The following is a 14,909-nucleotide window of genomic DNA, read 5'->3' as shown; positions in this document are numbered from 1 at the left end:
CGCGAGGGCGACGGTCCATGGCCAATAATGTTCGACAGCTAGCGTAGTCCGGAAGACCCGTCCGATCCACGAATGAGGTGAGACCGGTACCGGGCAGCACCGGAAAACTGGGCAGCACGGCTGGCGCCACGCCCGCACCGGGCGGCGTCGGAGCGCGATGACGAGGGGGACTGGCCCGTGGAGTACACGTCCGGCGCAGCGTCGTGGCAGAAGGCGCTGCGACGACTCGTCGCCGGGTTGCTGCCTCGGCGGCCACGTCAACGCCGGCCGTTCTGGTCGGTAGGGGTACCGCTTATCGCCCTGGCGGCCGGCCTGCTCTTCACCACGACGGCCACGACGGCGGACGGCACCGCCCTGCGCGAGGACCGCCGCCCCCAGCTGACCGAGCTGATCGAGGACCGCCGTGCGCAGGTGGCGGCGAACGAGAAGCGGGCCGCCACGCTGCGCGGGGAGTTGGAGGACCGGACGGCCGTCCTCGCCAACTCCGACGGCCCGATCAGGGAACAACAGCAGCGGGCCAACGCCAGTAGGGCCGCCGCCGGTTTCACCGCCCTCACCGGTACCGGTCTGACCGTGGAGCTCAACGACGCGCCGCAGCTCAGCAATCTGCCCGAAGGGGCCTCCAACGACGACCTGGTCGTCCATCAGGGCGATGTGCAGGCGGTGGTCAACGCGCTCTGGGCCGGTGGTGCCGAGGCGATGTCAATCATGAACGTGCGCGTGTTGGCGACCAGCGCGGTACGCTGCGTGGGTAACACCCTGCTGTTGCACGGCCGGGTGTACTCCCCACCTTTCAAGATCGTAGCAATTGGCGACCCCGCCGCACTCCGGCAGGCCCTCGCCGTTTCCGAGGGAGTCCGGTGGTTCAGGGACGCGGTCGACAACTACCAACTCGGCTACTCAGAGACCCCTGGCACGGTCACGGTGCCCGCCTTCGAGGACTCCACCACCTTGCGATCGGCGACGGTGCCGGCGGTGCCGCAGTGAGCGCGCGGTGAGCCCGCAGTCCGACGGTCGGCACCGCGACCAGACCGACGAGCCCACCGCCTTCATCCCCAAGGTCGAGCGGGGCGGGTCCACCGACGCCCGTACGACGGGATCCCGGCCCGACCCGGTGCTGCCCACCCGGTCCGGGCCGTCCCACGCACCGCACGATCCGCCGCCGACCGCAGCTCCGCGGCCGACCGATCAGGCTTCGGTCGGAGGCCGACCGCCGGACGGCCAGCGGCCGACCAACTCCGGCCGCTTCGACGGTGCCGCCGAGACCCCCTCGCCGCCCGGCGACCGGTGGGACGCGCCAGCGGACCCGCCTGCCCGGACCACGACCACGCCCGGCGCTCCGACCGGCTGGAGCGCGTCTGCGATGCCGGAGCGGGCCAGCGCGCCGACGGCCGACCGTCGGGGGGCCGGCCCGGGCCAGGAGCAACCGCCCGCGCCCGGACGTTGGGACACCGCCCCGGCCACGGACCGCCGGGCGAACCAGTGGGACGCTGCGACGACCACCGGGCGCAGCGCCAACCAGTGGGACCCGGCACCGAGCAGGCAGCGGGCGGTGGATCCCGACGGCACGGCGACGCAGTGGGACGCCGCGCCCGCTCCGGTTCGGGACGCCGCCGGCCGGCAACCGGACGCGGCAACCGACGACAAGTGGTACGGGGTACCCCTGCCATCGGGTCAGCCGGACATTCCGGTCGGGCCCACGCCGTGGCGCGGAGCCTTCCAGCCGGCTCGGAGCGCGGGCGACCCGGAGCAGCCGACCAGCACCCGCCCGGCCGGCGCGGACGCCGGTCCCGGCGGATCCGGTCACCCGAGTGTCGCCGGCACCGCCGGCCGACCGGGGTGGACGGGCCCGGCCGACACCCCGGCCCGACCGGGAGTCGGCGAGGCCGCCGGCACCCCGCCGCCCTGGCCCGGCGCCCAAGCCCAGGCGCCCGGCCCGAACCGGAACGGCGCCGGAACGGCGCCGCCCCGCAGCGGCCCGACCTGGCCGAACGGTGACCAGCCGAGACAGCCCGCCGGGGCCACGCAACCCGCCGCCGTGCGACCGGCCACGCCACCGTCCGGTCAGTCGCCCCAGCCCTCGCAACCGACGCCGGCACCGCAGCTCGGTGCACCCTACGGCGATCACGCCCCGCGCCCGGGAACCGGTCCGGCAGCGCCGACACCGCAGGCGGCGCGCTCCGGGAACGGCCCGGCAGCCCAGGCACCGCACGCGCCGCCTGCCGGTGCCGGGCAGCCTGCCGGCGCAACGCCGGCACCGCCCACGCCGTACTTCGGACCGGTGAGCACCAGCGGGGTGGCAAAGCCGCCGCACCCCGGGGGGCCGGGCCCGAACGGCTTGGCAACGCGGCCAGCGCAGGCTGGCCAGGACAGGTCGGCACCGCATGTGGCGCGTCCCGAGCCGGCTGGCCAGGACCAGCCCGGCGGCAGCGGTCCGACGTACTCGGCGGTACCAGCTCAGCCGCCGGCCACACCGTCCTGGTCGGCTGAGGGTCGGCGCACGCCCGGTGTCGAGCCGGCACGGCAGTCGCCGGACCACGCATCCGGCCAGGGTGACTGGTCCGGTGAGGGGCCGACCGCGCTGATGCCGAAGGTCGGCGACATCGCCGGCCCGGCGGTCGGCGGCCGGGGGACGGAGCCGACCCGGGCGACACAGGCGACGAACGGGCACCCCGGTGCCGCCACCAGCCCGGGCAGCCCGGCGGCCACTGAGCGGACGCTCGCCTCGACCAACTCCACCTCGGGTCAGCAGACCCGCCCCGCGCCCCCCGGTCAGCCCACGGCACCCGGGCAGACTCCCACGCCGAGCCGATCGGCCGACCCGGCCGCGACCGCCCTCATCCCGGCGATCACCGGGGCGCGGCCGAATGCTGGGCCCGCACTGGACTCGACCGCCCTGATGGGTGCCGTACCCCGGCCACCCAAGAGCGAGGAAGCGTCCGACGGGGCCGATCAGACCGCCGAGGCACCGACGCCGCGCCGCGGCGACCGGGTGGTGCAACTTCGCCCCCACCAGACGGGCGAGGGCTACAAGAGCGTCTACTCGGAGCTGACCCGCCCGTCGCTGTGGTCGCGGGTGCGCACCGGTCTGCGGTTCAGCGGCGAGTTGCTGATCACCTTCGGCCTGGTGGTGCTGCTCTTCGCCGGCTACGAGATCTGGGGCAAGTCAGCGATCGTCGACGCCCACCAGGGCGAGCTGAGCGAGCAGTTGGCCCAGGCGTGGGCACCCGAGCCGGTGACGGACCCGACGGTGTCCCCGTCGGCCAGTCCGTCCGCCAAGCCGAAACCGGCGGTGCAGGGCACACCGATCGCGGGCCTCTACATCCCGAAGTTCGACAAGGAATGGATCGTGGTCGAGGGGGTCGGCCAGCAGGACATCCGGTACGCGCCGGGGCACTACCCGGACAGCGCCATGCCGGGCCAGGTGGGCAACTTCTCCGTGGCCGGGCACCGGAACCGGGCCACCTTCTGGCGGCTGGACGAGCTGCGCGAGGGCGACCCGATCCTGGTCGAGGGCCGCAACGAGTGGTACGTGTATCAGGTGACCGAGAGCGTGGTCGTCAAACCGACGCAGGTCGAGGTGGTGGCACCGGTGCCGGGCCGGCCGGGCGAGAAGCCGACCAAGCGGATGCTGACCCTGACCACCTGCAACCCGAAGTTCGACAACTACGAACGGCTGATCATTCACGCCGAGTTGACGCGTACCCAGCCCAAGGCCGAGGGACGCCCGGCGGAGCTGGGGACCTGACCATGTACGCCTGGATCTGGCGCAAGCTGCCCTTCGGGCTGCCCGGCAAGCTCGTCGGCAGCCTGCTGCTCGCCACCACGATGGTGGCGTTGCTGTGGTATGTGGTGTTTCCCTGGGCGGAACCGCTGCTGCCCTTCGACGACGTGCAGGTCACCCAGGACGACTCCGGCGTACCGAGTGCACCGGAGGGTGACGTCGGGCCCGGGGACGACGGCGCGGTCGACGACGCGCCACCGGGCGACGAGCACGATCTGCCGTACGACACCGACCGGAACAACACCCCGCCGCCGGAAGAGGACGAGTGAGCCCGATGCGCGTCCTGGTGATCGACAACTACGACTCGTTCGTCTTCAACCTCGTGCAGTACCTCGGTCAGCTCGGCGTGGAGTGCGAGGTACGACGCAACGACGAGATCCCGGTGGCCGAGGTCGGCCGGGTCGGTGCGGCCGGCGTCCTGCTCTCACCGGGCCCGGGTACGCCCGACCGGGCCGGCATCTGCCTCGACGTGATCCGCGAGTACGCCGGCAAGCTGCCGATCTTCGGGGTGTGTCTGGGGCATCAGGCCATCGGCGAGGCGTTCGGCGCTACCGTCACCCGCGCCCCGGAGCTGCTGCACGGCAAGACCTCGGAGGTCCGGCACGACGACACCGGCGTCCTCGCCGGGCTGCCCGACCCGTTCACGGCGACCCGCTACCACTCCCTCGCCGTGCTGCGGGAAACCCTGCCGGCCGAGCTGGAGGTGACCGGCTGGACGGCCTCCGGGATCGTGATGGCGATGCGGCACCGCACCCTGCCGGTCGAGGGCGTCCAGTTCCATCCCGAGTCGGTGCTCACCGAGGGCGGCCACCTGATGCTTGCCAACTGGCTCGCCGCCTGCGGCCATCCCGAGGCACTGGAACGGGCCCCGGAACTCGCCGCCGAGGTCGACGCCCGCCGCCGCGCCGCCTTCGCCACCGCCTGAGAGTCAGGTTCGCCTTCGTCGTGCCGGCCTGGTCGACCACCTCCCCGGTGGTCGGCGGGTACCTCCGGACCGGGATCGGTCGAGACCTCGAAGCCCGAGCGTCACCACCAGAACACCCACCGACGTCATCGGATCGGACCGAGCCGCAGGGCGGTCAGCGGGCCAGGGCGTCGGAAATGGCGGGGTCGGCGGGTGAGGTGACGGCCGGTGGCCGGTCGCGGATGACGTCCCAGGCCGCCTTGCCGCTGGCCAGATAGTCCCGAGCCGCCTTGCGCACCAACAGGCCGGTGCCGCAGCCGGAGCAGCGGGCGGTCGCCCCGTCGGCGTCGATGCCGACGTGCCGGCACAGCGTCACCGCCCGGGACAGGTGATACGACTGGGTGACGATGAGGGCACGCTCGATCCCGTACACCTCGCGGGCCCGCAGGCAGCTGTCGTACGTATCCAGCCCGTGCGGGTCGGCGACGACGCGCTGCGGATCGACACCGAGTTGCTCGGTCAGGTGGGCGGCCATGATCGCCGGCTCGTCGCCGGACTCGCCCGCACCGTCGCCGGACACGAGGACCACCCGGGCCTTACCGCTGCGTACAAGCTCGGCTGCGGTCTCCAGGCGGCCGGCGAGCCGGACCCCCGGTTGTCGGCCGTCCTCCGTCACGGCGGTACCGAGGACGATCACCACGTCGGCGGTCGGAGCCTGCGCCGCCGGGTGGACGTGGCCGCGCGCACCGACTGTCGTCCACAGCCAGGGCAGGCTGACCGCCAGCAGCAGCGCGATCACGACCGGCACGGCCAGCCGGAGTAGCCGTCGCCGCTGGCGCTTCACCAGGTCGACCGGAGGGGCCGGCGGCGTCACTCCCCGAGACGGAACGGAGAGAAGGAGGGCAGGAGCCCGCCGCCACCACCCTCGTCGTCATCGTCCGGCGGGGGCGTGGTGGGAGCACCGGTGGTCGGCGGGCTCTGGGTCGGCGGGTCCGGGTCCTCCTCCGGCTCCGGCACCGACACGATGATCTTCACCGTGCTGCCCTTGGTGCGCTCGGCGTTGGCGTTCGGGCTCTGGTCGACCACCCGCCCGGCCTCATCCGCAGGGCGCTCCGGACCCAGCTCGGTGTCGACGTCGAAGCCGGCGCGTTCCAGGGTCCGCTCCGCCTCCGCCTTGGACAGGCCGACCACCGATGGCACCGTCGCCACGTTGCCCTTCGACACGGTGAGGGTGACCACGGTGCCCTCCGCGACCTTCTCACCCGAGGGCGGGTCGACCTTCAACACCTGCCCCTCGGACGCCGCGTTGTTCGCCTCCTCGATCTTCACCTCGAGTTTGAGGTTCTCAAGCTGCGTCTGGGCGGCCTCCTGCGTGCTGCCGACGAGGCCGCGCGGGATTTCCACCTCGGGCTTGCCGCCGCAGATGTTTACGGTCACCGTGCTGTTCGGTTCCGCCCGCTCGCCGGGGGGTGGGGACTGGCTGGTGACCGTCCCCTCCTTGCAGTCGGAGGTGAACTCCGGCTCGCCGAGCGCCGGCACGAAGCCGTCCCGGTCAATCTGGGCGAACGCGTCGTCCTTACTCAACCCGGTGACCGTCGGCACCGCGACGTCCTGGGGCTCGTCGTCGCGCTGGTTCAGCAGTAGGGCGGCGACCAGGGCGATCACCGCGAGCACGCCGAGCGCGGCGAACGTGGCGATCAGCCAGGACGACGCCTTGCGCTGACGCGGATCACCGACCCGGGCGGGGATCTGCCGGGTCTGCGTCGCGCCTGCCGTCGGGTAGCCGGGGTGGCCGGCCGCGGCCATCGCCACGGTCTCGTCCTCGCGCATCACCGGGGTCGCCAGCACCGGCCGACCGGCTGCCGCGCGGAGCAGATCCGCCCGCATCTCCCCGGCGCTCTGGTAGCGGTTCAACGGGTTCTTCGACAGTGCCTTGAGCACGATCGCGTCGACCGCCGGGTTGACGTCCGGGTTGAGATCGCTCGGGGTCGGCGGAGCCTCCCGCACGTGCTGGTACGCGACGCTCACCGGGCTGTCGCCGACGAACGGCGGATGCCCACAGAGCAGCTCGAAGAGCACGCAGCCGGCGGCGTACACATCGGAACGGGCGTCGACCGCCTCGCCGCGCGCCTGTTCCGGGGAGAGGTACTGTGCGGTGCCGATGACCGCGCTGGTCTGCGTCATCGTGGTGGCGCCGCTGGCCAACGCGCGGGCGATGCCGAAGTCCATCACCTTGACCTGGCCGGTCTGGGTGAGCATCACGTTGCCCGGCTTGATGTCGCGGTGGATGATGCCGTGCCGGTGGCTGAAGTCCAGCGCGGCGCAGATGTCGGCGGAGATCTCCAGCGCCCGCCGGGGCTGCAACCGGCCCTCGGCGCCGAGCACCTCCTTCAGCGTGCGCCCGTTCACGAACTCCATCACGATGAACGGCAGCGTCTCGCCGGTCGGCGCCTGCTCCTCGCCGGTGTCATAGACGGCGACGATGGCCGGATGGTTGAGCGAGGCGGCGTTCTGCGCCTCCCGCCGGAAACGCATCTGGAAGGTGGCGTCGCGGGCCAGGTCGGCGCGGAGCATCTTGATCGCGACGTCCCGACCGAGCCGCAGGTCACGGCCGCGATGCACCTCGGCCATGCCGCCGTACCCGAGCAGCTCGCCGACCTGGTACCTGCCACCGAGCAGGCGGGCCTGCGCTGTCATCGCGTCTGTCGTCCTTCGCTCGTCGTCGTCACGTCGCCGCCCATTCGGGGCTGATCCAGTCGACGGTACGCCGTATCGACCAGATCGTCTCGCCCGTCAGGCCGCAGCGCGTCGGACGTCACCGTTGGCACGGAAGCACCGCCCGGCGTGCCCGCGCCGAGGTTGTTCCGTAGTTGGTAGGAAATCACGCCGGAGCAGATGAGGACCAGTGCGCCCAACATGATGGCCAGGAAGACCATCCCGGATCGTGACCGTCGGGGCACCGGGCGTGGCGGTCCGGGCTGCGGAGCGTACCCGGGCGGAACCGTGGCCGCGCCACGCGGGTAGCCAGCGGCGGCCGGCGCCACCGCTGTGGGACGGTGCGGGGCCACCGGCGGACGGGCCTGCGGATGAGCCGGCGGCGGTCGGTGCCCGACGGCCGGCGGGTGCGCCGGAGCCGGGGAGTGCGGGGCCGCGACCGGACGCGGTGGCTGCGGAACCTGCGCGCGGCCCGGTGCCGGCGAGGCCGGCGCGGCAGAGATCGGCGCGGCCTGCCCACCGGCTCGGGCCTGCCGGGACAGCGCGGTCTTCAACTGCCGCGCCACACCGGCCAGTGCGGCGGCGCTCGGCCAACGATCCTTCGGGTCCTTCGCCAATGCCCGCTCGACAAGCGCGCGGACCTGGGGCGGAATGTCGGAGGGCAGTGGTCGGGGCGTCTCCCGGACGTGCCGCATCGCGATGTCGAGGGGGTTGTCACCCTCGAACGGCCGCCGTCCGGCGAGGCACTGGTAGGCGACCACGCCGAGCGCGTAGACGTCGGAGGCGGGGGTGGCGACCTGACCGGTGGCCTGCTCCGGGGAGATGTACGAGGCGGTGCCGAGCACCGAGCCGGCCGCGGTGAGCTGCCCGACCAGGTCCGACCGGGCGATGCCGAAGTCGGTGAGCACCAGCGTGCCGTTGGGGCGGACCAGCAGGTTGCCGGGCTTCACGTCCCGGTGCACGATGCCCTTCACGTGGGCGGCGTGCAGCGCGTCCGCCGCCTGGGCGACAAGCGCCATGGTCCGCGCCGGGGTGAGCCGGCCGACCCGGCTCAGCGTGGCCGAGAGGGGGTCACCCTCCACGTACTCCATCACCAGGAAGGCGATGTGCTGGTCGTTGCCGAAGTCGTAGACGTCGACCACGCCCGGGTGGTTGATCGTGGCCATGGTGCGGGCCTCGCCGCGGAACCGCTCGGCGAACCCAGCCTCGTCCAGCAACGCCGGGAGCAGGCTCTTCACCGCCACCGTACGACCGAGCACCTGGTCGGTGCCGCGCCAGACGTCACCCATGCCGCCGCTGGCGATCCGCTCGTCGAGGCGGTAACGGTTACCGAGCTGCACACCGGGACTGAGCATGTCAGCGCCCCCCGGGCTCGGCGATGGCGGCCCGCATGATCTGACCGGCGATCCGGGCGGCCTCGGCGCTGCCGCCGTTGCCGGCCTCCTCCAGGACGACGCAGACGGCGGAGATCGGCTTGCCCTCGGAGTCGAGGACGAAGCCGATGAACCAACCGTGGTCGGGGCGGTCCGGTGCGGACTGGGCGGTACCGGTCTTGCCGCCGACGGTGTAGCCGTTGATCCGGGAGTTCCGGCCGGTGCCGTTCTCCACCACGCTTACCATCATGTCCCGCAGGTCGGCGGCGACCTGACCGCTCACCGGCCGGCGCAGCTCGCGCGGGTTGGCGGTGTCGTAGACGGTGGTGCGGTCCGGTGCCAGCAGCTGACGCACCAGGTACGGCCGCATCTGGCTGCCGCCGTTGGCCACCGCCGCAGCGATCATGGCGCCCTGCAACGGGGTCATCCGCACGTCACGCTGCCCGATGGAGGACTGCGCGAGCGCCGCCGGGTCGGGACCGCCGTCCGGGTTCTCCATGCTGCCGGTCCGGCTGGCCGCCACGCTCAGGCCGCCCTCGCCGAGCCGGCCGACGGTCAGGTCCTCCTGCTCGAACCCGAACTGCCGGGCCTTCTCCTTGAGCACGTCGGGGCCGAGCTGGCCGCCGAGCTTGGCGAACCCGGTGTTGCACGATTCGGTGACCGCGTTCATCAGGGTCACCTGCGACTCGGGGCAGATCGACGGCGCGGCGTTGCGGATCGGCTCGCCGGAGGTGGGCGGGGTGTAGCTCGACCCGGCCGGGATCTCGGTCTCCTTCGTGATCCCGTTCTCCAGCGCGGCCGCGGCCACCACGATCTTGAAGGTGGAGCCCGGCGGCAGCACCTCGCCGAGCGCCCGGTTCCGCAGCGGCCGTCCCGCCTCCTGTTCGAGCCGGTTGTACGCGGCGGTCGCCTCGTCGGTGTCGTGGCTGGCCAGCGGGTTCGGGTCGAAGCTGGGAATGGAGACCAAAGCCTGCACCGCTCCGGTCGCCGGGTCGACGGCGATCGCCGCGCCCTTGGTCGCGCCGACGTTGTTGCCACGCAACTCGTCGTACGCGGTGTCCTGGGCCCGCTTCGACAGGGTCAGCAGCACGTTGCCGCCGGCGGTGGTGTCGCCGGTGACCATGTCCCGCAGCCGGTTGACGATGAGCTGGTCGCTGGTGCCGGCGAGGAAGTCGTTCTCGGCGCGCTCCAGACCGGTCGCGGAGCCGTTCACCGGCTCGTACCCGAGCACATGGGCGTACTTCGCCGCGCCCGGGTAGGTGCGCAGGTACTTCAGCTCGCCGTCGGTCTCCTTGCTGACCGCCAGGGCGGTGCCGCCGGCCTCGATGTTGCCCCGCTTGCGGTCGTACTTGGCGACCTGGACCCGACCGTTGTAGTCGCTGGTGCGGTACTCGTCGGCCTTGTACGCCTGAATCCAGTTGAGGTTGGCGAAGAGCAGGCCGAACAGGACGATGACGACGACACCGACCCGACGCAGGGGTGCGTTCACGGCTTGATCACCTCCGTGGGGGCACCGTGCAGCTGCTCGGGCGGGCCGGAGGGACGGGTCACCTTGCCACCGGCACCGTCGACCGGCCGGCGGCCGGCGTCGGAGACGCGCAGCAGCACCGCGATGAGCAGCCAGTTCGCCATCAGGGAGGAGCCGCCGGCGGAGAGGAACGGCGTGGTCTGGCCGGTGAGCGGGATGAGCTTGCTGATCCCGCCGACGATCACGAAGACCTGGAGCGCGAGGGTGAAGGCCAGGCCACCGGCGAGCAGCTTGCCGAACGAGTCCCGGACCGCCAGGGCGGCCCGCAGACCGCGCTCGACGATGAGCAGGTAGATCACCAGTAGCGCGGAGAGGCCGAAGAGACCGATCTCCTCACCGATACCGGCGAAGATGAAGTCGTTCCGTACCTCCGGCAGCAGCAGCGGCTGACCGCCGCCCGGACCGGCGCCGAACAACCCGCCGGAGCCGAGCGCGAGCAGCCCCTGCACCAGCTGGTAGCCGTCGTCGTACGGCTGGGCGAAGGGGTCGAGCCAGATCTGTGCCCGCAGGTAGAAGTTCGCGAACGGACCGCCCACCGCCTCGCCGAGCACGTACGCGACGTAGGCGCCGCCGAAGAAGAGGACCAGGCCGATGAGCAGCCAGCTGACCCGTTCGGTGGCGATGTAGACCGTGGCCACGAACATGCCGAAGTAGAGCAGCGAGGTGCCCAGGTCCTTCTCGAAGACGAGGACCAGCAGGCTGATCACCCAGACCACGAGCACCGGGCCGAGGTCGCGCCCGCGGGGGAAGTCGATGCCGAGGAACCGGTGACTCGCCAGCGACAACACCTCGCGCTTGCGCACCAGGTAGTAGGCGAAGAAGACCAGCAGGGCGAGCTTGGCGAACTCGCCGGGCTGGATCGAGAAGCTGCCGATGCGTACCCAGAGCTTCGCGCCGTTGATCTCGGAGATGCTGGCCGGCAGCACCGCCGGCAGCATGACCAGCACGATGCCGGCCAGACCCAGGGTGTACGCGTACCGGGAGATCGACCGATGGTCGCGCATCAACGCCAGCAGCCCGGCGGCCAGCATCACCGAGATCAGCGTCCAGGCGAGCTGCCGACCGCCGATGCCGGCGAAGATGGCCAGGTCGGCCCGTTCCTCAGGGGCCGCGTTCGCGAGGTCGAGCCGGCGGAGGAAGCCGACCCCCAGCCCGTTGAGCAGCGCGACCGCCGGTAGCAGCGCCGGATCGGCGAAGGGTGCCAAAAACCGGATCACCAGGTGCATGCCGAGAAACACCGCGGTGAGCGTGGCGGCCGGCACCCAGAAGCCTGGCGTGACCGTGTCGAGCACGTTCGCCTCGACCATCGCCGAATACGCGGCGACCAGCGCCATCGCCAGCAGCAGCAGCGACAGCTCGGCGTTGCGGCGGGACCGCGCCATGCGTACGCCGGGTCGCTCGCCCGCAGTCGCGGGCGAGGATGCCGGGGTGGCCGCTGCGGTCACGATCGTCCTCGGGTGGGAGCCGGTGCCTACTCGGGCGACCGGCAGGCCGCCGGATCGACCGTGGGCGTGAAGGTGTCGACGGGGGGCGCGTCGGGGGTGCTGTCCGGTGCAGCGGCGGAGGGGCCGGTCGGCGTGGCCGGGGCTCCCTCCGGCGGTGACGCCGAGATGCTGCCCACCTGGCTCGGTGAGCCGGCCGGAACGCTCGGCGATCCCGCCGGCGCGCTCGGCGTCGGGGACGGCGACCCCACCAGGGACGGCGTGGGGCTCGGGGTCGGCGGGCAGATCGGCTTCAGGTTCACGTTTGTCGGGCTGTCCATCGTCAGCTCCGCCAGCCGGCGTTCCGCGTCCGGCTCGCTCTTGGCCGGAATGCCCTGCTTGACCTGCTCCTGCGCGGCCAGGGTGAGGTCGTCCAGCTGCGCCTCGCTCTCGGAGTGCACGCTGGAGAGATCCATCCCGGCAATCTGACCCTGGATGCCACGGAACACGGCCACCTGGCCGTTCTCGGTCGCGCCCACGTAGTACTGGCGCTGCGTGTAGCTCCACCCGGCGAACACCCCGCCACCGACGATCACCAGCAGGGCGGTCGTCATCGCGAGCGCACGCAGTGGGCGTCGGCGTGCCTCGGGCTCGTCGTCGTTGTTCGCGGCGGATTCGTCGGGCGTCGCCGGCCGGGGCGCGGAGAGCGCCGAGGCGCGAGCCGCTGGAGTGGAGACGTCCGCCGAGGTGGCCATCCCTCGGTCCCGGGCCGCCGCACCGCCGACGATCGGCGCCGCCTCGACGATGTCCCGGTCGGTGGCGTCGGCGATGATCACGGTGATGTTGTCCGGGCCGCCACCGCGCAAAGCGAGCTGGACGAGCCGTTCGACGCACTGCTGCGGGTCGGCGTACTCCCGCATGGTCTCGGCGATGGTCTCCGCGCTGACCACACCGGAGAGCCCGTCGGAGCAGATCAGGTACCGGTCGCCGGGCAACACCTGCCGGACCGAGTACTCCGGGTCGATGTCCCGGCCGTCCAGGGCCCGGGTGAGCAACGAGCGCTGGGGGTGACTGCTCGCCTCCTCCGGGCTGATCCGGCCTTCGTCGACGAGCATCTGTACGTAGGTGTCGTCCTTGGTGATCTGCGCGAACTCTCCGTCGCGCAGTAGATAGGCCCGCGAGTCTCCGATGTGGACCATGCCCAGCTTGCTGCCGGAGAACAGGGTCGCGGTGAGCGTGGTGCCCATCCCCTCCAACTGGGGGTTGGCCTCCACCGTCTCGCGGAGTTGCTGGTTGGCGGTGCCCACCGCCGAGCGGAGCGCGTCGACCAGGGCGTCCCCGGGGACGTCCTCGTCAAGTGGCGCCATGGCACCGATGACGATGTTGCTGGCGACGTCACCGGCGGCCATACCGCCCATGCCGTCGGCAACGGCGAGTAGCCGCGGCCCGGCGTAGACGGAGTCTTGATTACCGTCTCGGATCAGACCGCGGTCGCTGTGGGCCGCATAGCGCAGGGTCAGAGTCATGGCCGTAATTCGAGAGAGGTGCGGCCGATTCGGATCGGCACGCCGAGGGGGACGGGGGTCGGTCCGGTGACCTTAGCGCGATCCAGGTACGTCCCGTTAGTCGAACCCAGGTCCTCGACGAACCACTGCCCGTCGCGCGGCACGAGCCGGGCGTGTCGCGCGGACGCATAGTCGTCGGTGATGACGAGGGTGGAGTCCTCGGCACGACCGATCGTTATCTGCGCCTCACCCAACGTGATCCGCGTACCGGCCAGCTGACCGGCGGTCACCACCAGCTGGTGCGCCGCCCGCCCCCGCTTCACCTTCGCCGGCTTCGCCGTCGCCTGCCCCGTCGACGCGCCCACCGTCCGGGGTGCGGCCACCAGTCGACCCGAGCGGGCCCCCGCGAAGAGGTCCCGGCGGATGACGCCGACCACCGTGAACACGAAGATCCACAGCAGCACGAGGAATCCGAACCGGGCAACGGTGATAACGAGTTCCGGCAAGGCGGATCAGCCGTCCACGCGGAAGGTCAGAGTGGTCGTACCGAGCTGGATCATGTCACCGGGGTTCAACGCCACGGCGGAGACCCGCTGGCCGTTGACCATGGTGCCGTTGGTCGAGCCGAGATCGGTCAGCACGACCTGCCCACCGTCGAAGTCCAGCCGGGCGTGTCGCCGGGAGATGCCGACGTCCGGCAGGCGCAGGTTGGCCTGGTCGCCACGACCGATCACGGTCGAGCCCATCTGTAGCGGGTAGGTGCGGCCGTCGCCGGAGACCAGCCGAATGTTGCGCCCACCGCCATGACCCGGCGGTGGGCCGTAGCCACCACCCTGGTCGTAGGACGGGTAGCCGGGCGGACCGGCGTCGTATCCGGGCGGACCGGCGTCATAGCCGGGCGCCGAAACCGGGGCCACCTCGCCACCGGTGTAGACCTCCGCGGTGACCCGGAACATGCCGGTGTCGAGTCCTTCACCGCGCTCGATCTCGACGATCACGTCCCCGTAGACCGTCCAGGCCTGCTCGCCGATGAACTCCGCCTGCGACTGGGCCAGCTCCTGGGCCAGCGCGGCGGCGTACGGCGCCAGCCGACTGTGGTCGTACGGGGAGAGATCGATCACGTAGCGGTTGGGCACCAACGTGCGCCCACCAGCCAGGATGGCCTTATGTGCCTCGGCCTCCCGCTGCATGGCGTTGAGGATCTCCACGGGGTGGACCACCCCTTTGAAGACCTTGGCGAAAGCCCCTTCGACCAGGCCTTCCAGACGCTTCTCGAAGCGTTGCAGCACGCTCACCGGCTCCTCCTCGGGTCCCGAGGACATGATGGTATCCGTCCAGAGCGCACGCAGCTCACACGCCGCTCGGCCGGCAGGCCGCGGCCCGTTCGGACGGCTTCTGATTGTCGTGCTACTCTTTCGTCCGCCACGAACGGTAACCGCTGCGAGCAGCGAAAGCCATTCGCGGCAGCAGACCAAGGTCACGTAGGATGGCCGAGGCCCGCCGATCACCGGCGGCGTCCGGCTCAGACCACGTTCGACCGAGGTCGGGCCACGGGGAAGTGGCGGAATGGCAGACGCGCACGGTTCAGGTCCGTGTGTCCGAAAGGACGTGGGGGTTCAACTCCCCCCTTCCCCACCACGGTTGAGGGCTCCGCGAGATGCGGGGCCCTCGCTCCATAT

At 71.8% G+C, this 14,909-nt stretch carries 12 protein-coding genes and 1 tRNA gene; 5 read left to right on the top strand and 8 right to left on the bottom strand.

What is annotated here, in order from left to right; genetic code table 11:
• The first annotated feature begins 177 nt into the window (after nt 1-177).
• The 4 genes from O7601_RS07175 to O7601_RS07160 are packed head-to-tail and all read left to right on the top strand — an operon-like array spanning nt 178 to nt 4,709.
• Nucleotides 178-987 (top strand): DUF881 domain-containing protein, encoded by an 810-nt coding sequence (locus O7601_RS07175; protein WP_281565422.1) that lies wholly within the window; start codon nt 178-180, stop codon nt 985-987.
• A gap of 7 nt (nt 988-994) precedes the next feature.
• Nucleotides 995-3,748, top strand: a complete 2,754-nt coding sequence (locus tag O7601_RS07170; RefSeq protein WP_281565421.1) for a class E sortase — start codon at nt 995-997, stop codon at nt 3,746-3,748.
• A gap of 2 nt (nt 3,749-3,750) precedes the next feature.
• Entirely contained in the window at nt 3,751-4,053 is a 303-nt protein-coding gene (locus O7601_RS07165) for a hypothetical protein (RefSeq protein WP_281565420.1), read from the top strand.
• 5 nt (nt 4,054-4,058) lie between these two features.
• Nucleotides 4,059-4,709, top strand: coding sequence for an aminodeoxychorismate/anthranilate synthase component II (locus O7601_RS07160; RefSeq protein WP_281566832.1), 651 nt, complete (start codon nt 4,059-4,061; stop codon nt 4,707-4,709).
• A 154-nt stretch (nt 4,710-4,863) separates the two neighbouring features.
• Here O7601_RS07160 and O7601_RS07155 read toward each other — a convergent pair whose 3' ends face one another.
• Genes O7601_RS07155 through O7601_RS07120 form a run of 8 tightly spaced genes read right to left on the bottom strand, consistent with a single transcriptional unit; the run spans nt 4,864 to nt 14,552 of the window.
• Nucleotides 4,864-5,532: an ElyC/SanA/YdcF family protein gene (locus tag O7601_RS07155; RefSeq protein ID WP_281565419.1), complete on the bottom strand. Its 669-nt coding sequence runs from the start codon at nt 5,530-5,532 to the stop codon at nt 4,864-4,866.
• A 26-nt stretch (nt 5,533-5,558) separates the two neighbouring features.
• Nucleotides 5,559-7,385, bottom strand: coding sequence for a Stk1 family PASTA domain-containing Ser/Thr kinase (gene pknB, locus O7601_RS07150; RefSeq protein WP_281565418.1), 1,827 nt, complete (start codon nt 7,383-7,385; stop codon nt 5,559-5,561).
• Complete coding sequence (locus tag O7601_RS07145; RefSeq protein WP_281565417.1) at nt 7,382-8,758, bottom strand: serine/threonine-protein kinase; 1,377 nt, start codon at nt 8,756-8,758, stop codon at nt 7,382-7,384. The genes pknB and O7601_RS07145 overlap by 4 nt, the downstream gene beginning before the upstream one ends.
• A 1-nt stretch (nt 8,759) precedes the next feature.
• On the bottom strand, nt 8,760-10,265 hold the full coding sequence (locus tag O7601_RS07140; protein WP_281565416.1) for a penicillin-binding protein 2: 1,506 nt from the start codon (nt 10,263-10,265) through the stop codon (nt 8,760-8,762).
• Nucleotides 10,262-11,749 carry an FtsW/RodA/SpoVE family cell cycle protein gene (locus O7601_RS07135; RefSeq protein WP_281565415.1) on the bottom strand — a complete coding sequence of 496 codons (1,488 nt, stop codon included), beginning with the start codon at nt 11,747-11,749 and terminating at the stop codon, nt 10,262-10,264. Before O7601_RS07135 ends, O7601_RS07140 begins: the two co-directional genes overlap by 4 nt.
• A 26-nt stretch (nt 11,750-11,775) precedes the next feature.
• Nucleotides 11,776-13,251: a protein phosphatase 2C domain-containing protein gene (locus O7601_RS07130; protein ID WP_281565414.1), complete on the bottom strand. Its 1,476-nt coding sequence runs from the start codon at nt 13,249-13,251 to the stop codon at nt 11,776-11,778.
• On the bottom strand, nt 13,248-13,736 hold the full coding sequence (locus O7601_RS07125) for an FHA domain-containing protein (RefSeq protein WP_013730762.1): 489 nt from the start codon (nt 13,734-13,736) through the stop codon (nt 13,248-13,250). The genes O7601_RS07130 and O7601_RS07125 overlap by 4 nt, the downstream gene beginning before the upstream one ends.
• 6 nt (nt 13,737-13,742) lie before the next feature.
• Nucleotides 13,743-14,552 carry a DUF3662 and FHA domain-containing protein gene (locus tag O7601_RS07120; RefSeq protein ID WP_093409193.1) on the bottom strand — a complete coding sequence of 270 codons (810 nt, stop codon included), beginning with the start codon at nt 14,550-14,552 and terminating at the stop codon, nt 13,743-13,745.
• 230 nt (nt 14,553-14,782) lie between these two features.
• On the opposite strand from O7601_RS07120, the gene O7601_RS07115 reads away from it, so the two are divergent.
• A tRNA-Leu gene (locus tag O7601_RS07115) sits at nt 14,783-14,868 on the top strand.
• The last annotated feature ends 41 nt before the right edge of the window (nt 14,869-14,909 follow it).

Source organism: Verrucosispora sp. WMMD573 (assembly GCF_027497175.1).
Classification (GTDB): Bacteria; Actinomycetota; Actinomycetes; order Mycobacteriales; family Micromonosporaceae; genus Micromonospora.
The sequence above is the reverse complement of the archived record's forward strand: the minus strand, read 5'-3'. Positions and strand labels throughout refer to the sequence as shown.

What these genes read in the sequence shown, in the direction of transcription:
- O7601_RS07145 (WP_281565417.1), bottom strand. Translation starts at nt 8,758, where the DNA reads ATGCTCAGTCCCGGTGTGCAGCTCGGTAACCGTTACCGCCTCGACGAG.
- O7601_RS07165 (WP_281565420.1), top strand. Translation starts at nt 3,751, where the DNA reads ATGTACGCCTGGATCTGGCGCAAGCTGCCCTTCGGGCTGCCCGGCAAG.
- pknB (WP_281565418.1), bottom strand. Translation starts at nt 7,385, where the DNA reads ATGACAGCGCAGGCCCGCCTGCTCGGTGGCAGGTACCAGGTCGGCGAG.
- O7601_RS07130 (WP_281565414.1), bottom strand. Translation starts at nt 13,251, where the DNA reads ATGACTCTGACCCTGCGCTATGCGGCCCACAGCGACCGCGGTCTGATC.
- O7601_RS07160 (WP_281566832.1), top strand. Translation starts at nt 4,059, where the DNA reads ATGCGCGTCCTGGTGATCGACAACTACGACTCGTTCGTCTTCAACCTC.
- O7601_RS07120 (WP_093409193.1), bottom strand. Translation starts at nt 14,552, where the DNA reads ATGTCCTCGGGACCCGAGGAGGAGCCGGTGAGCGTGCTGCAACGCTTC.